The sequence below is a fragment of the Streptomyces sp. NPDC054770 genome, from assembly GCF_053611985.1.
The window spans coordinates 179,201-201,676 of the sequence record NZ_JBSHBL010000006.1 but is presented as its reverse complement, the minus strand read 5'-3'; the positions used below and the strand labels follow the sequence as shown (position 1 = coordinate 201,676).

Annotated in this window: 20 protein-coding genes and 3 pseudogenes; 13 read left to right on the top strand and 10 right to left on the bottom strand. The window is 70.0% G+C overall.

Annotated features, from left to right (window positions below; genetic code table 11):
- Positions 1 to 5: 5 nt before the first annotated feature.
- A complete protein-coding gene (locus tag ACWGKQ_RS08845) occupies positions 6 to 530 on the bottom strand; it encodes a hypothetical protein (protein WP_453291175.1) in 525 nt (174 codons plus the stop codon).
- A 448-nt stretch (positions 531 to 978) separates the two neighbouring features.
- Positions 979 to 1,422 carry an Rrf2 family transcriptional regulator gene (locus tag ACWGKQ_RS08840; protein ID WP_453291174.1) on the bottom strand — a complete coding sequence of 148 codons (444 nt, stop codon included), beginning with the start codon at positions 1,420 to 1,422 and terminating at the stop codon, positions 979 to 981.
- Positions 1,423 to 1,593: 171 nt separating this feature from the next.
- Between ACWGKQ_RS08840 and ACWGKQ_RS08835 the strand changes: the two genes are divergently transcribed.
- The 5 genes from ACWGKQ_RS08835 (at position 1,594) to ACWGKQ_RS08815 (ending at position 8,631) form a co-directional block, all read left to right on the top strand.
- Positions 1,594 to 2,265, top strand: a complete 672-nt coding sequence (locus ACWGKQ_RS08835; RefSeq protein ID WP_453291173.1) for a DUF3105 domain-containing protein — start codon at positions 1,594 to 1,596, stop codon at positions 2,263 to 2,265.
- A gap of 1 nt (position 2,266) precedes the next feature.
- A complete protein-coding gene (locus ACWGKQ_RS08830; RefSeq protein ID WP_453291172.1) occupies positions 2,267 to 2,899 on the top strand; it encodes a DUF305 domain-containing protein in 633 nt (210 codons plus the stop codon).
- 282 nt (positions 2,900 to 3,181) lie between these two features.
- Positions 3,182 to 5,131: a S53 family peptidase gene (locus tag ACWGKQ_RS08825; protein ID WP_453291171.1), complete on the top strand. Its 1,950-nt coding sequence runs from the start codon at positions 3,182 to 3,184 to the stop codon at positions 5,129 to 5,131.
- Positions 5,132 to 5,643: 512 nt separating this feature from the next.
- A complete protein-coding gene (locus ACWGKQ_RS08820) occupies positions 5,644 to 7,602 on the top strand; it encodes a S53 family peptidase (RefSeq protein WP_453291170.1) in 1,959 nt (652 codons plus the stop codon).
- A gap of 180 nt (positions 7,603 to 7,782) precedes the next feature.
- Entirely contained in the window at positions 7,783 to 8,631 is an 849-nt protein-coding gene (locus ACWGKQ_RS08815; RefSeq protein WP_453291169.1) for a COG4705 family protein, read from the top strand.
- A 31-nt stretch (positions 8,632 to 8,662) separates the two neighbouring features.
- Here the strand turns inward: ACWGKQ_RS08815 and ACWGKQ_RS08810 are convergent.
- From ACWGKQ_RS08810 to ACWGKQ_RS08800, 3 genes and pseudogenes are all read right to left on the bottom strand, one after another.
- A pseudogene (locus ACWGKQ_RS08810) lies at positions 8,663 to 8,942 on the bottom strand (DUF397 domain-containing protein).
- Positions 8,914 to 9,646, bottom strand: a pseudogene (locus ACWGKQ_RS08805) (helix-turn-helix domain-containing protein). The pseudogenes ACWGKQ_RS08810 and ACWGKQ_RS08805 overlap by 29 nt, the downstream one beginning before the upstream one ends.
- Before the next feature lie 144 nt (positions 9,647 to 9,790).
- Entirely contained in the window at positions 9,791 to 10,441 is a 651-nt protein-coding gene (locus ACWGKQ_RS08800; RefSeq protein ID WP_453291168.1) for a TetR/AcrR family transcriptional regulator, read from the bottom strand.
- 93 nt (positions 10,442 to 10,534) lie between these two features.
- Here ACWGKQ_RS08800 and ACWGKQ_RS08795 point away from each other — a divergent pair, with 93 nt between their 5' ends.
- From ACWGKQ_RS08795 to ACWGKQ_RS08780, 4 genes are all read left to right on the top strand, one after another.
- A complete protein-coding gene (locus ACWGKQ_RS08795; RefSeq protein WP_453291167.1) occupies positions 10,535 to 11,254 on the top strand; it encodes an SDR family NAD(P)-dependent oxidoreductase in 720 nt (239 codons plus the stop codon).
- Positions 11,255 to 11,366: 112 nt separating this feature from the next.
- Positions 11,367 to 12,017 (top strand): tetratricopeptide repeat protein, encoded by a 651-nt coding sequence (locus ACWGKQ_RS08790; protein WP_453291166.1) that lies wholly within the window; start codon positions 11,367 to 11,369, stop codon positions 12,015 to 12,017.
- Positions 12,018 to 12,041: 24 nt separating this feature from the next.
- Entirely contained in the window at positions 12,042 to 12,542 is a 501-nt protein-coding gene (locus ACWGKQ_RS08785) for an N-acetyltransferase family protein (RefSeq protein ID WP_453291165.1), read from the top strand.
- A gap of 333 nt (positions 12,543 to 12,875) precedes the next feature.
- A complete protein-coding gene (locus ACWGKQ_RS08780) occupies positions 12,876 to 13,829 on the top strand; it encodes a phosphotransferase family protein (protein ID WP_453291164.1) in 954 nt (317 codons plus the stop codon).
- On the opposite strand, the pseudogene ACWGKQ_RS08775 reads toward ACWGKQ_RS08780, so the two are convergent.
- Positions 13,800 to 13,982: pseudogene (locus ACWGKQ_RS08775) on the bottom strand (hypothetical protein); the annotation flags it as partial. The gene ACWGKQ_RS08780 and the pseudogene ACWGKQ_RS08775 sit on opposite strands and share 30 nt — an antisense overlap.
- Before the next feature lie 139 nt (positions 13,983 to 14,121).
- Here ACWGKQ_RS08775 and ACWGKQ_RS08770 point away from each other — a divergent pair.
- Both ACWGKQ_RS08770 and ACWGKQ_RS08765 read left to right on the top strand, forming a co-directional pair.
- Entirely contained in the window at positions 14,122 to 14,619 is a 498-nt protein-coding gene (locus ACWGKQ_RS08770; RefSeq protein ID WP_453291163.1) for a VOC family protein, read from the top strand.
- Positions 14,620 to 14,668: 49 nt separating this feature from the next.
- Entirely contained in the window at positions 14,669 to 14,842 is a 174-nt protein-coding gene (locus ACWGKQ_RS08765; RefSeq protein WP_453291162.1) for a hypothetical protein, read from the top strand.
- 35 nt (positions 14,843 to 14,877) lie between these two features.
- Here the strand turns inward: ACWGKQ_RS08765 and ACWGKQ_RS08760 are convergent, their stop codons facing one another.
- The 4 genes from ACWGKQ_RS08760 to ACWGKQ_RS08745 form a co-directional block, all read right to left on the bottom strand.
- Positions 14,878 to 16,101, bottom strand: a complete 1,224-nt coding sequence (locus tag ACWGKQ_RS08760; protein ID WP_453291161.1) for an MFS transporter — start codon at positions 16,099 to 16,101, stop codon at positions 14,878 to 14,880.
- 148 nt (positions 16,102 to 16,249) lie between these two features.
- Complete coding sequence (locus ACWGKQ_RS08755) at positions 16,250 to 17,302, bottom strand: endonuclease/exonuclease/phosphatase family protein (RefSeq protein WP_453291160.1); 1,053 nt, start codon at positions 17,300 to 17,302, stop codon at positions 16,250 to 16,252.
- A gap of 226 nt (positions 17,303 to 17,528) precedes the next feature.
- Complete coding sequence (locus ACWGKQ_RS08750; RefSeq protein WP_453291159.1) at positions 17,529 to 18,176, bottom strand: TetR/AcrR family transcriptional regulator; 648 nt, start codon at positions 18,174 to 18,176, stop codon at positions 17,529 to 17,531.
- Between the two features lie 133 nt (positions 18,177 to 18,309).
- On the bottom strand, positions 18,310 to 19,908 hold the full coding sequence (locus ACWGKQ_RS08745) for an MFS transporter (protein ID WP_453291158.1): 1,599 nt from the start codon (positions 19,906 to 19,908) through the stop codon (positions 18,310 to 18,312).
- Positions 19,909 to 20,171: 263 nt separating this feature from the next.
- On the opposite strand from ACWGKQ_RS08745, the gene panB reads away from it, so the two are divergent.
- Together panB and ACWGKQ_RS08735 are read left to right on the top strand one after the other, a co-directional pair.
- Positions 20,172 to 21,047 (top strand): 3-methyl-2-oxobutanoate hydroxymethyltransferase, encoded by an 876-nt coding sequence (panB, locus tag ACWGKQ_RS08740; RefSeq protein ID WP_453291157.1) that lies wholly within the window; start codon positions 20,172 to 20,174, stop codon positions 21,045 to 21,047.
- A 313-nt stretch (positions 21,048 to 21,360) separates the two neighbouring features.
- A complete protein-coding gene (locus tag ACWGKQ_RS08735; RefSeq protein ID WP_453291156.1) occupies positions 21,361 to 22,404 on the top strand; it encodes an MFS transporter in 1,044 nt (347 codons plus the stop codon).
- Positions 22,405 to 22,476 lie beyond the last annotated feature (72 nt).

The window sequence follows — 22,476 nt, the reverse complement described above, 5'->3', positions numbered from 1 at the left end:
CGGGATCAGCTCAGGCCGAGGTTCGACAGCGCGGTCGTCCAGTCCGTGACGATCGCGTCCTGGGCGTCGGCGAGGGTGACGGTGCCGGCGCAGACGGCCTTCTTGAGCTTGTTCTCGACGGTGTCCTTGTTGGCGGCGGTCGTGGTGCCGTACTCCGGCTCGGGCCAGAGGTTGAGCTCACTCTTGGGGGCGCCGCCGAGCTCAAGGGGGACGAAGTGGTCCTCCTCGTAGTCCGAGGTACTGGTGTCCGTGTAGCCGTACTCGACGATCTGCTTTTTCTTCAGCGCGGTCGTGTAGGAGCTGGAGGGCCGGACGGTCGCGGTCCACCCGGAGACACAGATGGTGGAGTCGATGGTGGACTGGGTGACGTCCGGGTTGAAATCGCCGGGCTGGCAACTGGGGTCGGGGAGGGGCAGGTAGTCCTGGCTGCAGCTCTGCGCGTGCGCGGTGCCGGCGGCGACCGTGAGGCCTGCGGCGGCGAGGGCGAGGGAGGAGAGGGCGGTGACCAGGGAGCGGGATATTCGGGGCATGGGGGGATCTCCCGGAGCGGTGCCCGGCAGGAATTCCGGGCGGTCGTGAGCATGACAGCACCGGGATCATCTATGCGGGTAGAGCCCTTTGTCGGTCACGAAGATCCCTTTGTTGAATGTTTGAATACGCCGGGACTTACGGAGGGCAAGTCATGGCCCGCGCTTGGTTGTCGGCATCACGCGCAGGCCGCGGCCCCACCGGCCTCCAACCGGTGCAGGAGGCAGGCTTGGAGGCGCCCGACCCCAGCGGGATGCGCCGCCGACCCGGTGTACCCGACTTCCCCACGAAGGCGGCCGCGTCCCGGCGGCCGGGCGGACGGACGGACGGACCCACTGGCCACGGGGTCCGGGTGGTAGCGGAAGAAGGGCAGGCCGGCGGCGACGGTGGCCCCCTCCCCACCCCCCGGCCGACCGAGAGCACTTGCCAGGGGCGCGGGGCCCTGTCGCGCTAAGCCACCCCCGGCCCCTTGGAAATACCGAGCAGCAACGCCCCCGTCGGCTCCGCCACGATGTCCGACACCGTCACCGGGTCCAGCGAAGCGAAGAACGCCTCCTGGGCCCGGCGCAGCGCGCTCCGCAGGCGGCACCCGGAGTTCAGCGGGCAGGGCGTCGCCCCCTCGCAGTCGACGACGTCCCCGTCGCCCTCGAAGGCACGCACCAGCGCCCCCACCGAAGCGGTACGGCCGCTCTCCGTCAGCGTGAGCCCGCCGCCCCGGCCGCGCCGGGCGTCGACAAGCCCGAGGTGCTGGAGTTCGGCGACCACCTTCGCGGCGTGCGTGTACGGCACGTCCATGTCCGCCGCGACCTCCCGGGTCGTGGGGCTGGACCCGTCCGCGACGGCGAGCCGCATCAGGAGGCGTAGAGCCAGGTCGGTGGAGCGCAGCAGCCGCATACCGGCCAGCGTATGTAATACGCATCCGCCATTCAAATTATCGGTTTCCTGTCGAATCGCGGGTCTTTACAGATCTTTCCTGTGCCCTGCCTACGTCTCGCCCCAGCTCCCCCATTACGATCAGCGGGCCCCATCCTCCACGTCGCCTTTCCCCCAAGAAGGACACGGCCCATGGCTACCGCGAAGAAGAGCAACAACGCAGCGCGCAAGGCACGCATAGAGGAGATGCGGCGTGCCGAGCAGGCGCGTGAGCGGCGCAACCGGATCCTGGTGATCGGCGCGAGCGTCGTGGTCGTCGCCGGCCTCGTGGCCGGCGCAGTGGTGCTCGTGAACTCGCAGTCGGGCAAGAGCGACAGCGCGAGCGACGCGAAGGGCGGCTCCGGGGACTCGGGGCACTTCGTCACCGGCAGCGACGGTGTGCGGACCTGGACGGGCAAGCTGTCCCGGACCCACGTCACCGGGACCATCAAGTACCCGATGCACCCGCCGGTCGGCGGCAACCACAACCCGGTGTGGCTCAACTGCAACGGCAACGTCTACACCAAGGCCGTGAAGGACGAGAACGCCGTGCACGCCCTGGAGCACGGCGCGGTCTGGGTGACGTACACCGACAAGGCGAAGAAGTCCGACGTGGACACGCTGGCGGCGAAGGTGAAGCAGACGCCGTACTCGCTGATGAGCCCGTACCCGGACCAGACCTCCCCGATCGAGCTCTCGGCGTGGGGCCACCAGTTGAGCGTGACGAGCGCGAACGACCCGAAGGTCGGCAAGTTCTTCGAGACGTACGTGCAGGGCAAGCAGACCCCGGAGCCGGGGGCCTCCTGCACCGGCGGGACGATGTGACATGAAGCGGCACATCGGTTGGATCGCCGGGACCGCGGCGGCGCTGCTCGTCGCCGCCGGCGCGATCACCTACGCGGTCGCCGAGGACGGCGACGGTGGTGGCGGGCCGAGCGTCCCGAGCGCGGACGGGGCGGACGCGGGGTTCGCGCGGGACATGGCGGTCCATCACCAGCAGGCCGTGGAGATGTCGTACATCGTCCGCGACCGCACGAAGAACGTGGAAGTGCGGCGGCTCGCCTACGACATCGCGCAGACGCAGGCCAACCAGCGGGGCATGCTGCTGGGCTGGCTGGACCTGTGGGACCTGCCGAAGGTGTCGGCGAAGCCGCCGATGTCCTGGATGGGCATGGGTGACATGCCCGAGCGCGGGGACGGTTCACTGATGCCGGGCATGGCGACCGACACCGAGCTGAAGAAGCTGGGGACGCTGAACGGCAAGCAGGCCGAGATCTTCTACCTCCAGCTGATGACGGACCACCACAAGGGCGGCATCCACATGGCCGAGGGGTGCGTGGCCAAGTGCACCGTGCCGGTGGAGAAGAGCCTCGCCCAGGGCATGGTGGACGCGCAGCAGTCGGAACTCACCACGATGAAACAGATGTTGAAAGAACGGGGCGCGAAACCACGTAATTGAACGGACGGGCAAAACAAATGACTTAATGGGCAGCCCGGCGGATTTGTCGATTAAGCAGCGCCGTCAGAGTTCCGTAACATTCCTTGCACCACCAAAACCGACTCAAAGGGCTCCAATAAACACCCACTTGGGCCCCCTTTACGCTTTCATTCCCCTGGCTTGAGCAGTTCGCGGAGAGAGTGACGTCCACCGCGTGATCAATTACCTGGGCCGTTCCGCCGGCCTTGGTGATCACGTGCGACCCGATCACTCCATGCGACGAACCGCAGAGCAAGGGACAGCATGAAATCGAACCGTGCCAAGGTGCGGGCCAGCGTGAGCATGGCAGCAACGCTGCCGATGATCGCCGGCGCGCTCGCACTCGGCATACCCGCGGCGCACGCCGCGGACAGCCCGGCCCGTGACAGCCTGAAGGGCACCAAACCCACCTGGGCCACGGCCAAAGCGGACAAGGGCGCCACCTCCGACAGCACGCAGCTCAACGCCCGGGTCTACCTGGCCGGCCAGGACGCCAAGGGCCTCGCGGCCTACGCGAAGGCGGTGTCCGACCCGAGCTCGCCGCTCTACGGCAAGTACCTCACCGCCAAGCAGGTCCAGGCCCGCTACGGCGCCACCGCGGCCCAGGTGAAGGCCGTCAAGTCCTGGCTGACCGCAGCCGGCCTGAAGGTCACCGAAGTGACCCAGCACTACATCGCCGTCTCCGGCGACGTGTCCGCCGCCGAGAAGGCGTTCGGCACGCAGCTGCACAACTACACCAAGGGCTCCAAGACCTACCGCGCCCCGACGACGACGGCGACCGTGCCGGGCTCCGTCAGCGACGCCGTCCTGACCGTCACCGGTCTGGACAACGCGCCGCACACGGCGACCCACGACGACACGCTGCCGGCCCCGGCCACCGTGTTCAAGAACGCCGGGCCGTTCTCCTCGTACTACGGCTCCAACACTGCAACCACTCTGCCGGACGCGTACGGCTCGAAGATCCCGTACGCCGTCGAGGGCTACACCGGCGAGCAGCTGCGGGCCGCCTACGGCGCCGGCAAGTACACCGGCAAGGGCGCCAAGGTCGCCATCATCGACGCGTACGCCTCGCCGACCATCGCCTACGACGCCGGCACCTACGCCAAGAACCACGGCGACGCGGCCTGGAAGACCAGCCAGCTGAACCAGGTGCTGCCCTCCGAGTACACGCACGTCGACGACCCCATCTGCGCCGCCTCCAGCTGGTACGGCGAGGAGAGCCTCGACGTCGAGGCCGTGCACGCGGTCGCGCCCGCCGCGGACGTGACGTACGTGGGCGCCGCGTCCTGCTACGACGACGACCTGCTGGACGCGCTCAGCAAGGTCGTCGACCACCACCTCGCCGACATCGTCTCCAACTCCTGGGGCGGCCTCGAGGACGGCGAGACCACGGATGACGCGGCGGCCCTGGACCAGGTGTTCCAGCTGGGCGCGGTGCAGGGCATCGGCTTCTACTTCGCCACCGGCGACTCCGGCGACTTCGCCGCCGCCACCGGTACGAAGCAGGTCGTTTCTCCGGGCAACTCCGCCTGGGTGACGGCGGTCGGCGGTACCTCGCTGGCCGTCGGCAAGGGCGACAAGTACCTGTGGGAGACCGGCTGGGGCACCGAGAAGGCCACGCTGTCGGCCGACGGCAACAGCTGGACCGGCTTCCCCGGCGCGTTCACCTCGGGCGCGGGCGGCGGCACCAGCAAGACGGTGTCCGAGCCCTACTACCAGAAGGGCGTCGTCCCCGACTCGCTCGCCAAGGCCAACAACGCCACCGGCAACCGCGTCCTCCCGGACATCTCCGCCATCGCCGACCCCAACACCGGATTCAAGGTCGGCCAGACCCAGACCCAGGTGGACGGCACCCAGGCGTACAGCGAGTACCGCATCGGCGGCACCTCGCTGGCCACGCCGGTCATCGCCGCCGTCCAGGCCCTCGCCCAGGAGGCGCGCGGCGGCAAGGCGATCGGCTTCGCCAACCCGTCGATCTACGCCAAGTACGGCAAGGCGGGCGTCTTCCACGACGTCACCGACAAGCCGACCGGCAAGGACCTCGCGGTCGCCCGCGTCGACTTCGCCAACGGCTACGACGCCACCGGCGGCCTGCTGACCTCGGTCCGCAGCCTCGGCAAGGACAGCTCCCTGTCCGCGGTCAAGGGCTACGACGACGTCACCGGCGTCGGCACCCCGGCGAACGGCTACGTCGAGTCGTACCGTCGTCGCTGACCGGCTGAAGCACAAAGGGGCGTGGGGTCCTGGCGGACCTCACGCCCCTTTGCCGATTCCGAACCAGAACCTCGCTCGAACCGAGCCGGCCGTGAAAGGGTGCGCCGCGTAATTGCGCGGGAGAACTCGGGCAGCGGATCGCCGACGAGTCGGGCGATATTCCGTGCGGAATTTTCTACATTGACCGGCCGGGCTTCGCGGGCGGGAGGGCGCGCGGGGAGGCAGGAACAGGCAAGCAACTTGGGCGATTTGTCGACTTAACGGCATGGCAAGCGCTAACAGGCAATCGCAATCGATTCGTTACATCAAAAGTGCAGTCGAAAATGTGTCAAAAGCCTCTAAGTGCCCCCCCTTTGGGCATTCCTTGACCCTTTCATTCCTCTGGCATGAACAGTTCATCGAGAGAGTGACGTCCACCGTGTGATCCATTCACGGGCCGTTCCGCCGCAGGCCGCCTGGTGATCACGGACGACCGACCACTCCATGCGTCGAACCGCATAGCAGGGGGCAGTATGAGATCCAACCGTGCCAAGGTGCGGGCCAGCGTGAGCATGGCAGCGACACTGCCGATGATCGCCGGCGCGCTCGCACTCGGCATACCCGCGGCGCACGCTGCGGACAGCCCGGCCCGTGACAGCCTGAAGGGCACCAAGCCCACCTGGGCCACGGCCAAGGCGGACAAGGGCGCCACCTCCGACAGCGCCCAGGTCAAGGCCCGGGTCTACCTGGCCGGCCAGGACGCCAAGGGCCTCGCGGCCTACGCGAAGGCGGTGTCCGACCCGAGCTCGCCGCTCTACGGCAAGTACCTCACCGCCAAGCAGGTCCAGGCCCGCTACGGCGCCACCGCGGCCCAGGTGAAGGCCGTCAAGTCCTGGCTGACCGCGTCCGGCCTGAAGGTCACCGAGGTCACCCAGCACTACATCGGCGTCTCCGGCGAGGTGTCCGCCGTCGAGCAGGCCTTCGGCACCCAGCTGCACAACTACGCCAAGGGCTCGAAGACCTACCGCGCCCCGACGCAGACCGCGTCGGTGCCGGCGGCCGTGAGCAGCGCCATCCTCACCGTCACCGGTCTGGACAACGCGCCGCACACGGCGACCCACGACGACACGCTGCCGCCCCCGGACGCCGTGTTCAAGAACGCCGGGCCGTTCTCCTCGTACTACGGCTCGAAGACCGCGTCCACGCTGCCGGACGCGTACGGCAGCAAGATCCCGTACGCGATCAAGGGCTACACCGGCGAGCAGCTGCGGGCCGCCTACGGCGCCGGCAAGTACACCGGCAAGCACGTGCGCGTCGCGATCACCGACGCGTACGCCTCGCCGACCATCGCCTTCGACGCCGGCACCTACGCCAAGAAGAACGGCGACGCGGCCTGGAAGACCAGCCAGCTGCACCAGGTGCTGCCGGACACCTACACCAAGACCGACGAGTGCCAGGCCGCCGGCTGGTACGGCGAGGAGACCCTGGACGTCGAGGCCGTGCACGCGGTCGCGCCGGACGCCGACGTCACCTACGTGGGCGCCGCGTCCTGCTACGACGACGATCTGCTGGACTCGCTCAGCAAGGTGGTGGACAACCACCTCGCCGACATCGTCTCCAACTCGTGGGGCGACATCGAGGCCAACCAGACCCCGGACCTCGCGGCCGCCTACGACCAGGTGTTCCAGCTGGGCGCGGTGCAGGGCATCGGCTTCTACTTCTCCTCCGGTGACAACGGCGACGAGGTCGCCAACACCAAGACGAAGCAGGTCGACACCCCGGCCAACTCCGCCTGGGTGACGGCGGTCGGCGGTACCTCGCTGGCCGTCGGCAAGGGCGACAAGTACCTGTGGGAGACCGGCTGGGGCACCGAGAAGGCCACGCTGTCGGCCGACGGCAAGAGCTGGACGAACTTCCCGGGTGCGTTCACCTCCGGTGCGGGCGGCGGCACCAGCAAGACGGTGTCCGAGCCCTACTACCAGAAGGGTGTCGTCCCGGACTCGCTCGCCAAGGCCAACAGCGCCTCCGGCAACCGCGTGGTCCCGGACATCTCGGCGATCGCCGACCCGAACACCGGCTTCCTCGTCGGCCAGACGCAGACCCAGGCGGACGGCACCCAGGCGTACAGCGAGTACCGCATCGGCGGCACCTCGCTGGCCGCGCCGACCATCGCGGCGGTCCAGGCGCTCGCCCAGGAGGCGGCCGGCGGCAAGGCGATCGGCTTCGCCAACCCGTCGATCTACGCCAAGTACGGCAAGGCGGGCGTCTTCCACGACGTCACCGACAAGCCGACCGGCAAGGACCTCGCGGTCGCCCGCGTCGACTTCGCCAACGGCTACGACGCCACCGGCGGCCTGCTGACCTCGGTCCGCAGCCTCGGCAAGGACAGCTCCCTGTCCGCGGTCAAGGGCTACGACGACGTCACCGGCGTCGGCTCGCCGGCGGCCGGCTACGTGGAGTCGTACAAGGCACAGGCGCACCGCAAGCACTGATCCGCTGCGCGGCTCGGCCGACAAAGGGGCGTGGGGTCTCCAGGGACCTCGCGCCCCTTTGTGCTGCGGTCGGGCAGCCGTGGCCTCGCACGCCACATGAGCGGCCCTCTTACCTTGATCTCATGCGGATCACATCCGGAGCAGAGGGGTTTGAGACGGCCGCTCGAAAGCCTGACGAGCATGAATTCGCATCCTCAGTCCGCGGCCCTGCGCGGGCTCGCCAAGGTGCCGGAAGCCACCGCGCTGTTCTGGGTCACCAAGCTCCTCACCACCGGCTTCGGTGAGGCGGGCGGCGACTGGTTCTCCGGTGTCTTCCGCAGCGCCGGCGGCCCGCACGGGCCCGGCCGCGGCCCGGGGCAGGCGGGCGTCTCCGCCGACCAGCTGGTCCCGCTCGGGGTGTCCGCCGCGATCCTCGCGGTCACCCTCGTCATCCAGTTCGCCGTCCGCCGGTACCTCCCGTGGGCGTACTGGCTCAACGTCGTGGCGGTCAGCGTCTTCGGCACCGTCGGCGCGGATGTCCTGCACCAGGCCACCGGCTGGTCCACGGCACTGACGACGGCGCTGTTCACGGCGGTGCTCCTCGTCATCTTCGCGGCCTGGTTCGGCACCGAGCGGACCCTGTCCGTCCACAGCATCACCACCCGTCGCCGCGAGGCCTTCTACTGGCTCGCCGTCGTCTGCACCTTCGCCCTCGGCACCGCCGCCGGCGACTGGGCCACCGACTCGCTCGGCATGGACAACCTCCAGGCCGGCTTCGCCTTCGCGGGTGTCATCCTGCTCTCCGGAGCGGTCTTCTGGCGGTTCCGCAGCCCGGCGGTCGCGATCGGCACGTTCTGGTTCGCCTACGTCTTCACCCGCCCGGTGGGCGCGTCCTTCGCCGACTGGGCCCAGTACCGCGGGCTCGGCTGGGGCAACGCGAACACCGCGCTGGTCTCCGGAGCGGCGATCGTCCTGCTCGTCGCCTGGCAGGGCGTGCAGCACGGCCGGACGGCCTACAACCGGCCCCGGGTGGCCGTCGAACACGCCTGACGCAACGGGTACGGCTCCCTTCGGGCTGCGCCTACTTGAGGGAGGCCACGAAGGGGGCCCAGGCGGTGCCGGGGAAGAGGAGGGTGGGGCCGTGGGGGGGCCGTTTTCGAGTCGCGGACGGGGACGAGGCCGGGCACTCCGTGGGCGACCTCGACGCAGTTGCCACCGTCACCGTTGCTGTAGCTCGACTTGCGCCAGAGGGCGGCGCCGGGGAAGTCAGCGGCGACCTCGACGCATTCGCCGCCGTCACCGTTGCTGTAGCTGCTCCTGAACCAGAGCGCGTCACTCAAGTCGATCCGGCTGCTTGCCATTTCGGTATTCCCCTGCCGCCGCCTCGATCATGGCCAGGGACGCCTCCGTGTAGACCAGCGGCGGCGCCTCGGGGAACGTCATGACCATGATGGATGCCGCCATCAGGGGATACGCCCCGGTCTTCCGCAGCACGATCTGCGGAACGATCCGGCGGCGCTGGGCCAACTCCACCACCCGGTCGAGCTGTTCGGCCATCTCCTGCGGAGGCAGGACCGCATCGACCAGCAGCGACTCATGCAGGATCGCCCAGTACTCCGGGAGAGTGGTCCTCGTCGAACAGCCGGGCGCGGGCGAGACGGGCCCGCACCTTCTCCTCCACCCACTCGTCGACGGCGGCCGGATGAGCCGACCAGACCAACGCCCGTGCGTACGGGGCGGTCTGGAGCAGCCCAGGGAAGATGCTGGGGGACCACAACTCGATGGACTCTGCATGCCTTTCCGCCTCCAGCGCCTTCTCGAAGTACGCCGCATGCGGGCCCCTCCGCGCCCTCCGCACATCCTCGCAATGCCGCTCGAAGTACCCGTCCGTCCCCAGCACCCGGTCCACATGCCGGGCCAGCTCCAACGGCATCCGGCGCTCACCACGCTCGATGTCGCTGAGGTGGGACTTGCCGTAGAAGCTGCCTGCGACGAGCTTCTCCAGGGACAGCCCGGCCGCCTCCCTCCCCGATCCACGGACGCCGCCCACCCTGCTGCCGGCCACGGAGACGGAGGAGTCGGGCCGCGGCCTGGCCGTCCTCGACGCGCTGGCCCACCGGTGGGGCGTGGACCGGGGTTCCGACCGCAAGACGGTCTGGTGCGAGATCAGCCGTCCTCGGTCAGGGTTGTCGCGTTGCTGTCCGGGGTCTCAGTCCGCCGCCATGGCCTGATGCGCCTGCCCGGCCCCGAGTGGCGGCTCCGGGAGTGGGTGCGCGGCCGCGGTGCGGAAGCCGTCCAGGAGGAGTGCGAGGTGCCGGCGCCAGAGTCGGGGGGCGCTGTCTCCGGTCATGTCGACGGTCCGCGAGATGCCCCAGACGACAAAGGCGAGATCCTCGATGGCCGCGTCCGCGCGCAGCGCGCCGGCCTGCTGGGCGCGGGTGAAGACATCGCCGAGCGCGGCCGTGGCCCTCGCCTGAAGCCGCTGAGCGGCCGGGGAGGTCAGACCGCGGGTGACCGCTTCGTTGTAGCCGCGGTCGGCGGCCTGCAACTCGCAGATGCCGGTCACGTAGTCGACGAACCCCTGCCAGGGATCGTCGGCGGCCCGCGCCCGTTCGGCGAGTTCGACGTTCCTCTCCAGGCGGTCGAGGAACACCGCGTCGATCAGCTCCTGCCTGGTCGGGAAGCGGTTGTAGAGCGTTCCGTTGCTCACCCCGGCGCGGCGGGCGATATCCGCCATCGCCACATCGACGCCCCGCTCGGCGAACATCGCGCGGGCCGCGTCCAGCAGCAGTTCGCGGTTGCGTCGCGCGTCGCCGCGCAGCGGGCGTGGTGGACGTGGCGGGTCGGTGGGTGGGGCCATGCGCCCATTCTACGAACTTGACGACATCGTCATGTTATCCCTAACCTCCAGCAACATGACGACACCGTCAAGTTAACCCGTGGAGGCGCTGCAATGCCCAGGACAATCGCCGTGTTCGGGGCCGGCCCCGGCCTCGGCCGCTCCGTCGCCCGCCGCTTCGGCCGGGAAGGGTTCCGGGTCGCCCTCGTGGCCCGCACCGCGGCACGGCTGAACGCCCTGACCGAGGAACTGGCCGAAGAAGGGATCGAGGCAGCCGGTTTCGCCGTCGACCTCGCCGACCGGAGCACGCTGCCCGGCGTCATCGAGGCCATCACCTCACGCTTCGGCCCCATCGATGTGCTGGAGTACGCGCCCGCCGGACCGGACTGGCTCCCCCGGCAGACCCCGATCCGCGATGCGGACGTCGAAGCCTTCGACTTCCCTCTCGACCTCCTGCTCCGCACCCCGGTGACCCTGGTCCGCCACCTTCTGCCCGGCATGATCGAGCGCGGCCGTGGAGCGGTGCTGTTCGGACTGCCGGTCGCCGCCGGCACGCCCATCCCCCAGATCGGCAACATGGCCGTCGCGGCCTCAGCTGCGCGCGCCTACCTGCACAATCTTCACACCGACCTGACCGGCACCGGGGTGTACGCGGGCCTGCTCCAGGTCGCGGGCATGGTCGGCGGGAGCGACTCGGCCAGGTATGTCGCCGAACACTGGGATCCGAGCGTCCTCCCGGAGCCGATCGATCCGGCCGACCTCGCCGAGGCCTGCTGGGGCCTCTACCTCAAGCGGGACAGGTTCGAAACCGTCGTGGCCACACCGGAGAGGTGACCGTCGGCATCCTCTGGACGCGAACGTCGCGCCGTCAGAAAATCCCCGTCTTCCGCCCGGCACGCGGAGATAGCCTCGGCGCTGTGATCGTCCGACGGGGAGGGGCTGGCGTATGCCGGGGCAGGACTGGATCGAACGTTCGGGTGAGTTGTTCGAAGCGGCGATGTTCGGCGGGGACGTGTCCGCGCTGGACCGGTCCGACGACGTGCTGGACGCGGTCGAGGCGCCGCTCTCCATGGCGCGGGGCAAGGTACTGCACGTCCGCTTCCTGAACGACCGCGAGGAGGACGGCAGGGAACTGGTGCTGTTCGAGCGTGCGGCCGAGTTGTACGGGCGGCTGGGGGACGCGTCGGGTGAGGCGGACGCGTTGTTCTGGGTGGGCTGCTGGCATCAGGTGGTCAAGGGCGACGGCGCGACCGGCAGGCCGTACTTCGAGCGGTCGTACGCGCTGGCGACGTCCGTCGACGACCGGATGACCATGTCGTATGCGATCCGCCACCTGGGCTTCGCCGACAAGGACGCGGGCCGCTTCGAGGAGGCCCGCGGGAAGCTGACCGAATCGGTGGCCCTGCGCCGCGAGATCGGTTTCCGGCCCGGGGAAGCGGCCGGCCTGGTGGCGCTGGCCTACCTCGCGGCCGAGACCGGCGATCCGTCGGCGGCGTTCCGCCACCTCGACGAGGCCCGGTCGGTAGCCGAGAGTTGCGGTGCCCAGGCCGTGTCGGGGTGGATCGAGCAGGCCCGCACACTCATCCGCTCCTCGTAGCGGACGGCGACCCGGAGGACCTCAATGCCCGCACTGCGTCAGGCCACTGTCTCCGACCACGGCACGCTCGTCGGGTGTGTGCAGCGGTGGTGGGGGGACTCACGCACCCCCGAGCAGGCCCGCGAGCTGTCCCTGCTGCTGCCCAGGCTGTTCCTGCAGTTCTTCGCCGGCACCAGCCTGGTCCTGGAGGAGGGCCCGGAGATCCGTGCCTTCCTCATCGGCTTCCACGCCGCCGACAACGGCACCGAGGCGTACATCCACTTCGTGGGCGTGGACCCGGAGTCGCGCGGCCAGGGCCTGGCCCGGCGCCTCTACACGGCGTTCTCCCGGCACGCCGCCGAGGAGGGCCGCACCGAGATCCGCGCGATCACCTCGCCCGGCAACACGGGGTCCATCGCCTTCCACCGTGCCATGGGGTTCTCCGTGGAGAGCGGCGACAGGGAGATCGACGGGGTGTCCGTCCACACCGACTACGACGGTCCGGGGCAGGACCGGGTGTGCTTCCGGAAGGAGATCGCTCCCTGAGCGGTGCCGTCGGTCCACCGCGCACACCACACTCGCGACGCCCAGGCCCAGGCCGGCCAGGACCGCGGCCGGCCGCCTCGATGCGGCCGGGCCGCAAGACGTTCTGGTACGAGCTCAGGAAGGTCGCGAGGTACTCCACCGTGCCGCCGACGGAGCCGATGTCCAGGTAGACGGGCAGGGTCTGGTCGCCGGCCTTCGCGGTCAGCCGGAGACCGAGGGCGCTCTGGGCGCTCAACACCGGCCCGGATCGTTCCCCCACGTCTGTTCATCAACGCCCGGATTCGACTCGTCATGGGGAAATCCCTGATTCCGCCCTGCTGCTCTAATGCGCGGATGGAGAACATCCCGAACGAGGAAGCCTCACTCCCCGACCCATGGCTCGCGTACTTCGCCGACCGCGGGCACACGAGTGTCCGCCGTATCGGCGCTGGTGTGGAGGGCGTCGTTTACAGACTGGGCGAGGGCCGGGCCGCCAAGGTGTGGAGCGGTCGGCCGCCGGCCGACTTCGATCTCACCCGCCAGGTATACGCGGACATCGCGCAGCACCCGCTGCCGTTCTCCACCCCGGAGATCTTCGACGTTGAGGACCACGAGGGCGTCCTGGTGACGTACGAACGTGAGTTGCCCGGAGCCCCGATGCGGGTCGACTCCGCGCACGCGAACTATGAGCGCGAGCTGCCTACCCAATACAGCGACGCGCTACTTGCCGTTCTGCGTGGTCTGGCCTCCGTGCCGGGCACCGACGCCATGCGCCGGTTGACCGTCCAGGGCGACGACCGTCCGCTGTGGCGGGACCACGACTGTTTCCGCGACGCGCTCGCGGCCCTGGTCGCCCGGGCCGCAGCCCGGCACGGTGCTGCCCTGGCTGCTTGCGTGTCGGACTTCGAGGCGGGAGTCGAACGCACGCGGAAGGCACTGCGTTCGCTCCCCGACGCCCCGGTGACAGCGATCCACGGCGATCTCGTCCCGCCCAACATCCACGTCGACGCGGTCGGCAGGCCCCTCGCGGTGCTCGACTTCGGCTTCTACACGACCGCGGGCGACCCGGCCTTCGAGGCCGCCGTCACCGCTGCCGTCTGGGACATGTACGGCCCGCACGCCGAGGAACATGCTGCGGAACTCACCGGGCTCTTCGCCCATGAGCTCGGTTACGCGCCGGCGACCCTCTCCACCTATCAGGCCGCCTACGCCCTCACGACCTACGACCTTTTCGGCCTGGACGTCCGCGACGGGCACTTCCGGTGGTGCGCAGAACAGCTACGCAACAACGTCGTGTTCAGCGCCTGAAACGGACGTCCGCCACAACCACTCGTTGACGGCAGCGACGAGGACGGTCGCCTCGTAGCGGACCGCCAGCTTGTCGTATCTGGTGGCGACGGCGCGGTGCCTCTCGAGGCGGTTGATACCGCACTCGACCGCGTGGCGCTCGCGGTAGTCGGCCCGGCCGATCAAGTCCTATGTCTGGCCGGCTCGTCTCGCGAGATCCCTTTCCATCTGGAGCTTCTAGGACAGTGAGTGACCTGGAAGGCGTCTAGCGTCATCACCGCGTTGAGGCACTCGCACTCCAGGAGGCAGTCAGATGTCCGTCAAGCCGGTTCCCCAGGGCTACAGCACCGTGACGCCGTGGATCATCTCGCGCGACACGGTACAGCTCATCGACTACATGAAGAGGGCTTTCGGCGCAGAGGAGCTCGCGTGCCTTGCGGGCAAGGACGGGGCCATCGAGCATGCGGAGGTACGGATCGGCGACTCGGTGGTGATGATGTTCGACGCACGGCCGGAGTGGCCGCCGACTCCTGGCTTCCTCCGCCTTTACGTCGAGGACGCCGACGCCGTGCACCGTCAGGCCGTTGCGGCCGGCGGCATCTCGGTCACCGAGGTCACCCACCTGTTCTTCGGAGACCGGGTCGGGCGGGTACGCGATCCACTGGGCAACCTGTACTGGATCCAGACCCGTGTGGAGGACCTGAGCCCGCAGGAAATGGAACACCGCCTCGACGACCCGGAGTTCACCAAGGCTATGGAGTACGTCCAGAGCGCCGACTTCTTCCCCGACCGAGAAGCCACTCTCGGCTGACGTCCAGGAGGCGGTCGCACAGGCTCTGGTCGGCTTGAGCTCCAAGGCCATGTTCGAAGCGCAGGGGCACGTCGCTTCTCAAGTCGGTGCGTCAGCTGATCGGGTCTGCAACGACGCGGCCCCGGCGGACTACGACTCCGGCGACCACGTCAACCTGACCGCGGACGGCTACAGCAGCATCAGCAACGCCTTCGACCTGGCCTCGCTGGGCCCGGGTCTGTGAAGCGCGGCGGCGCCCCCGGTCGGGGGCGCCGTCGGTCAGGAGTGGATCGGTGCTGCGGGTTCTGGGATGTGGGACGCGACCACGCGTTCACGGACGCCCGCCGTCGGGAGTTCCCGGCGCCGGTCCACCGCGTACGCCACGCTCGCGACGCCCAGGCCCAGGACGGCCAGGGCCGCGCCCGCCAGTGCCGGGGAGGTGACGCCGAAGCCCGCCGCCAGGGCCACGCCGCCGATCCAGGCGCCGCCGGCGTTGGCGAGGTTGAAGGCCGCCTGGTTGGCGGAGGAGGCCAGGGAGGGGCCCGCGGCCGCGCGTTCCATGACCATCAGCTGGAGCGGGGAGCCGGTGATGAAGGCTGCCACGCCCAGCAGGACGACCGCCAGGGCCGCGCTCCACTCCGTGCGCATCAGGACCGGGAAGAGGAGCAGCACCGCGACCATCGACACCAGGCCGCCGAACAGCGTGCCGCGCATCGCGTGGTCGGCGAGGCGGCCGCCGACCAGGTTGCCGATCGTGGCACCGACGCCGAAGAGGGCGAGGAGCAGGGTGACGTTCGAATCGGCGTAACCGGCGGCGCCCGTCAGCATCGGCGTGATGTAGCTGTACGCGGAGAAGAGGGCGCCGAAGCCGACGACCGTGGTGGCGAGGGCCAGCCAGACGGGGAGGGAGCGCAGGGCGGTGAGTTCGCCGCGCAGGCCGGTGGCGGGGGCCGGGGTGCGGGTGGGGTGGATCAGGAGGAACACGGCGGCCATCGCGGCGACGCCGATCAGGCTCACGCCCAGGAAGGTCGCCCGCCAGCCCAGGTGCTGGCCCATGAGGGTGGCGACCGGGACGCCCGCGATGTTGGCGACGGTCAGGCCCATGAACATCAGGGAGACCGAGCGGGCCCTGCGCTCCGGCGCGACCATGCCGGTGGCGACGACCGCGCCGACGCCGAAGAAGGCGCCGTGCGGGAGGCCGCTGAGGAAGCGGGCGGCCAGCAGCCAGTCGTAGCCGGGGGCCAGCGCCGAGAGCGCGTTGCCAGCCACGAACAGGGCCATCAGGGAGACGAGGACCGTGCGGCGGGGCAAGCGGGCGGTGAGCGCGGCCAGGAGCGGGGCGCCGATGACGACACCGAGCGCGTACGCCGAGACCAGGTGGCCGGCGGTGGGGATCGAGATGTGCAGGTCGTCGGCGACGTCGGGCAGCAGGCCCATCATCACGAATTCGGTGGTGCCGAGACCAAAAGCGCCGACGGCCAGAGCGAGCAGGGCCAGAGGCATGAAGGGCTTTGCCTTTCGGGGAGCAGGGTTCCGTGCGTTCTAAGTTCAGCTACGGAACAAAGTCTCCCAGGCCCAGTATTCCACCAGGTTACGGCGCGGCGTCCGATTGTCCTTACAAAAGCGACGGCACCGCGCCGACCAGGGGTTTTTACTCTCCCGATGTGGTCAGGTTCACACGCGCGGCGATCGGCAGGTGGTCGCTGCCGGTCCGCGGGAGGGTCCAGGAGCTCTCCGGCTCCACGCCCTTGACCATGATCTGGTCGATGCGGGCCATCGGGAACGCGGCCGGCCAGCTGAACCCGAACCCGCTGCCCGCCGCACCCTGCGTGGAGCGCATCTGCGAGGTGACGGCGTTCAGGGAACGGTCGTTCATCGTGCCGTTGAGGTCACCGAGGAGGATCACCCGGGGCAGGGTCTCGTCGGCGATGGCCTCGCCCAGCGCGTCCGCGCTCGTGTCGCGCTGCCGGGCGGTGAAGCCGGCGTTCATCTTGACGCGTACGGAGGGAAGATGGGCCACGTAGACGGCGAGGGGGCCGTCCGGGGTGGCGACCGTGGCGCGCATGGCCCGTACCCAGCCCAGTTTGATGTCGACGGCCTTCACCCCGGTGAGGCGGTACTTGCTCCACAGGCCGACGGTGCCCTCGACCGCGTGGTACTTGTACGTCGGCTTCAGCGCCTTCTCGTACGTCGGCACGGCCGTCGCGGTCAGCTCCTCCAGGGCCAGCACCTCGGCGCCGGAGGAGGCGAGCCGGGCGGCCGTACCGGTCGGGTCGGGGTTTTCGGCGTTGACGTTGTGGGTGGCCACTATGAAGTCGCCGCCGGTGTTCTGCTTGTCGGTCAGCAGTCCGCCGAACAGGTTCAGCCAGACGATCCCCGGGAGCAGTACGGCGATCAGCGCCGTCGCCGACCTGCGCAGGATGCCGACCAGCAGCAGTACCGGGATCAGCAGGCCCAGCCAGGGCAGGAACGTCTCGGTCAGACTGCCGAGGTTGCCGACGGCGTTGGGGATGCGGGAGTGCAGCAGCATCACCCCGGCGAGCAGCAGCGCCACCACGGCGGTGACGATGCCCCGGCGCCAGATCCGCGGATCGTCGCGCCAGCCGGACAGCAAGCGGTTCACCAGGCGTCGGAGCCGGTCTCCCCGGTGCTCGGGTCCCGAGCCGCCGTTGTCCGTCTCCGTCACGTACGCCTGCTGCGCCATACCGCCTGCCTCACAACCTGCCGTGCACACCGTCGTCCCCCGAATACGACCCTAGGGGATGATCGGCTCCTCTCCCGCCGTCACATGACGGCCGTACGGAAGACGAGGACGAACAAGCCGCGTGGAGGAGTTCCGGTTGCCGCCGGATCGGCGGGGACTGTGACGAAACGCGAACACTCGGGCGGCCCGCCCGCAGCACCGGCTCCGGCTACCCCTTCGGCTGCGGCTACCGCTCCGGCTCCGGCTCCGGCTCCGGTGAGGTGGCGGGTCTCAGACCTGCCAGCACCTCGTCGACGATCTGTTCGGCCAGGCCTTCGGGGAGGTCCGCGTCCGGGCGCAGGACGGCCCTGACCAGCATCGGGCCGGTGAACATGTCGTTGGCCAGTTCGAGGTCGATGTCGGCGCGGAGTTCGCCGTTGCGCTGGCCCCGGCGCAGCACTTCCTTGCCGAGTTCGCGCCGGGGGTTGATGACATTGGCGTGGTAGGCGTTCCAGATGCGGGGGCTGCTCTTCATCTGGGCGTAGACGTTGTGCAGGATCGCCGACGAACGGTTCATCAGTCCGCGCTGCCGCAGCGCCTCCAGCAGGACGATGAGGTCGTCGCGCATGGAGGTGCCGGGGAGTTCGGGGTCGGGGGGCTCGGCGGCGCGCATGACGTCGACGAAGAGCTCGTCCTTGCCGTTCCAGCGGCGGTAGATGGTGGCCTTGCCGACGCCTGCGGTCCGGGCGATCCGCTCGATGGACAGCTCGGCGAGCGGAACGCCGTCCTCCAGGAGCTTCATCACGCCTTCCAGGATGGCGGTCTCCGCCGCCTCGCTGCGGGGACGGCCCCGGGCCGGAGCCATGGACCGCGGTGCGCTGTCGGCAAGCGTCACGTCATACCGTCCTCTCGCTGGTTACGGGAATTCTCGCGCAGCCGAAGCCTTCCCGGTGGCCGCCCACGCGGTCTCCCCGTGATTCCTGCCGGTGCCGGCCGGCCCGTCGCGCCGGCCGGCCCGCTTCGGTCGTTCACTCCGCCGCTACGACCAACTCCTGCTCCCGGTCGCCCTGCTGACCCGCCGGCGGCTTGCCCGGCAGGAAGAAGGCCACGACCACGGCGCCGATCAGCGCGACGCCCGCGCCGCACAGGGCGGTGGTGTGCATGGCGTGCAGGAAGGCGTCGTTGGCGGGGGTGACCAGGGCCTTGCCCTGCGCCCCGAGCTTCGAGGCGACGCCGAGCGTGGCCTCGATGGACTCGCCGGCGGTCTCGCGCAGCCCGGGCGGCAGCGCGCCGAGCTTGCCCTCGATGCCGTTGCGGTACGACGTCGACAGCACCGAGCCGAGCACGGCGATGCCGAGGGCGCCGCCGACCTGGCGGAAGGTGTTGCTGAGCGCGGAGGCGGAACCGGCCTTCTCGCGGGGCAGGGCCTGCATGATGACGACCGAGGTCGGCGTCATGATGTGCGCCATGCCGGTGCCCATCAGGAAGAAGACGACCTCCAGGATCCAGATCGGCGTGTCGGCCTCGAAGCTGGCGAACGCGGCCAGGGTCGCCGCGAGCAGCACCAGAGCCGCGGTGGTCGTGGCCTTGTTGCCGAACCGGTCCACCAGCAGCCGGGCGCGCGGCGCGAAGATCAGCTGGGCGGCGGCCAGCGGGAGCAGCAGCACACCGGACTGCAGCGGCGAGTAGCCGCGCACGCTCTGGGTGTAGAAGACGGAGAAGAAGGTCACGCCCATCAGCGCGAAGAAGACCAGCGCGACGGCGGCCATGGCGGCCGAGAAGACCTTGTTCTTGAAGTAGGTGACGTCCAGCGACGGGTGGTCGCTGCGCATCTCGTAGATCACGAAGCCGGCGAGCACGGCGAGGCCCGCGGCGATGGTGGCGAGCACCTTGGCGTCGGTGAAGTCGGCGAGTTCGCCGCCCTTGATGATGCCGTAGACGAGGAGGACCAGGCCCACGACGGACAGGGCCACTCCGACCGGGTCGAGACGGCCGGGGCGCGGGTCGCGCGAGTCGGGCACCAGCCAGACCATCAGGGCGAGCGCGATGATCACGATCGGTACGTTGATGAGGAAGACCGATCCCCACCAGAAGTGGTCGAGCAGCACACCGCCGGTGATCGGGCCGATGGCGATGGCGAGGCCGACGCCGCCGGCCCAGATGCCGATCGCCTTGGGCTGTTCCTGACGCTCGAAGACGTTCATCAGGACGGCGAGGGTGGCGGGCATCACGAAGGCGGCGCCGCAGGCCATCAGGGCGCGGAAGGCGATCAGCTGGTCCGGGGAGCCGGACTCGGCGGCGAGGGCGGAGCCGATGCCGAAGACCAGGAGGCCGCCGACGAGCACCTTCTTGCGGCCGAGGCGGTCGCCGACCAGGCCGGAGGTGAAGAGCAGGCCGGCGAAGACGAGGGTGTAGGCGTTGATCGCCCACTCCAGCTGGCTCTGGGTGGCGCCGAGGCCGACCGGGGCCGGGGTGGAGATGGTCTTGACGGCGACGTTCAGGATCGAGTTGTCGAGCACCACGATCAGCAGGCTCAGCATGAGCACGCCGAGAATGGCCCAGCGGCGCCGGTGCACCGCCTCGGGTATGCGCGAGCCGGGCGGAGCGTGGTCGGCAGGTGTTGTCATGCCGACGAGATTAGGTCCATTTCAATACGACACCGTCTCGTATCTTAATTCCTTTACTTGGGATTTACATATCGCGACAGGGCGGGGCCCGGCGGTGGTCGCGGGCGGTGGACGGCGGGCGGTGGGTGGTAGACGGCGGGCGTCGGGCGGTGCCCGATGGATCACATGGGGGGCCTCTGGCCGAGGGCGGCACGAAGTGCCACCATGGGAGGGATCCGGGGACACCGTGAGGGTGCCTCGAGATGACTGAAGGAGCCGTTGTCATGACGCAGCTTTCGGCTGCCCAGACTGTGCAGAACAGCCCCTCCGACGGCAGCAAGGCGCTGTACGGGGGGAAGGGCACTCGACGCATCACGGTCCGCGACATCGCCCTCGCCAAGGAACGCGGCGAGAAGTGGCCCATGCTCACCGCGTACGACGCGATGACCGCTTCTGTCTTCGACGAGTCCGGCATCCCGGTGCTCCTGGTCGGCGACTCGGCCGGCAACTGCCACCTCGGCTACGAGTCGACGGTGCCCGTCACCCTGGACGAGATGACGATGCTGTCGGCGGCCGTGGTCCGCGGCACCCGGCGCGCCCTGATCGTCGGCGACCTCCCCTTCGGCTCCTACCAGGAGGGCCCCGTGCAGGCCCTGCGCTCGGCGACCCGGCTGGTGAAGGACGCGGGCGTGGGCGCGGTCAAGCTGGAGGGCGGCGAGAGGTCGTACGAACAGATCCGGCTCCTGGTCGAGTCCGGCATTCCGGTGATGGCGCACATCGGCCTGACCCCGCAGTCCGTCAACGCGATGGGCTACCGCGTGCAGGGCCGCGGCGAGGAGGCGGCCCAGCAGCTGCTGCGCGACGCCAAGTCGGTCCAGGACGCGGGCGCGTTCGCGGTCGTCCTGGAGCTGGTCCCGGCGGAGCTCGCGGCCGAGGTGACCCGGGTGCTGCACATCCCGACGGTCGGCATCGGCGCCGGTCCCGAGACCGACGCGCAGGTGCTGGTCTGGACGGACATGCTCGGCCTGACCTCGGGCCGGGTCCCGAAGTTCGTGAAGAAGTACGCGGACCTGCGCGAGGTCATGGGCAACGCGGCCCGGGCCTACGCCGAGGACGTCGTCGGCGGAACGTTCCCGCTGGAGGAGCACTCCGTCCACTAGGCAACACCGCGCCCAGCACGAAGGCGCCCACCAGAGCCACTGCGGAAACACCAAGGACAGCCCGCCGATCTTCCCCCGTCGGCGGGCTGTCCCCTTGTCGGCGGGCTGTCCCCTTGTGGACAACGCCGGGCCCGGCGAAGAGAATGGCCGCCCACAACACGTCAAGACTTCTGCCCGGTGACGGAGTCGGCGCGGGGCGCGTGTCCCCTCCCCGCGCCAGCACTGGACGGTTCCGGACGGAGACCACGGGTCGGTACATCAGGGCACCGACGACCCACGTGGACCGTCCCGCCGGCAGCGAACAGGACTCGCCGTGCCCTCGGCGAACTACCGTGCCCTGCTGCGTACCCCGGGAGCCGCGGCCTTCTTCCTGCCGGCCTCGATCGGACGCGTCGGCATCGCGATGACCGGCATCGGCATCGTCTGGCTCGTACACGGCCACACCGGCACCTTCACCTCGGCCGGCCTGGTCGGCGGCTGTTTCGCGGTGGCCGAAGCACTCGGCGCGCCACAAGTGGCCCGGCTCGTGGACCGGTTCGGGCAGACCCGGGTGCTGCCGCCCGTCCTGCTCGCCCACGCCCTCGCGGTGGCCCTCCTGGTGTCGCTGGTCGCGGCCGGCGCTCCCGACCCCCTCCTGGCCCTGGGCGGTGCGCTGGCCGGCGCCGGTGTTCCCCAGCTCGGCGCGATGTCCGCGGCCCGCTGGGCGGCGCTGCTGCGCACCGGCCGGGCGGCGGAACTGCCCACCGCCTTCGCCCTGGAGTCGGTCAGCAACGAGGCGGGCTACCTGCTGGGCCCGGTGCTGGTCAGCGCCCTCGCCGCGGCCGGGCATCCGGTGGCCGGCACGGTGCTGGCCACCTCCCTGTCGGTGGCCGGCGGGCTGGTCCTGGCGGCGCAGCGCGGCACCGCGCCCCCGCCCGCCGCCGACGGCCCGGCGCACACCCGCGCGGACCGGTGGTCGCTGCGCGGCGAGGTCCTCCTGCTGATGGGGCTCAACCTCGCCATCGGGGTGTTCTTCGGCGCCATGCAGGTGTCGGTGCCCGCCTTCGCCGTGGCGCACGGCGCACCGGGCGCCGCGACCCCGGTCCTCGCCGTCGCCGGTTGCAGCGGGCTGCTGGCCGGATGGCTGTACGGGCTGCGCCGGTGGCACACCGAACCCCGGCTGCAACTGCCGATGGCGAGCGGTGCGCTGATGCTCGGCACCCTGCTGCTCCTCACGGTCGGCTCGCCGGCCGGGCTCGGACTGGTCGTGGTCCTGACCGGTGCCACGGTCCCGCCCCTGCTGGTGCTCTTCTCCGTGCTCGCCCGGGCGGCCGTCCCCCGGTCCGTGCTGACCCAGGCGTTGGGGCCGCAGGGTTAGGCGTGCGCGGGGGGCGGGGGCGGCGGGGCGGGGGGCTGCGGCCGGGGGGTAGCGCCGCGGGGGGCGCGGGGT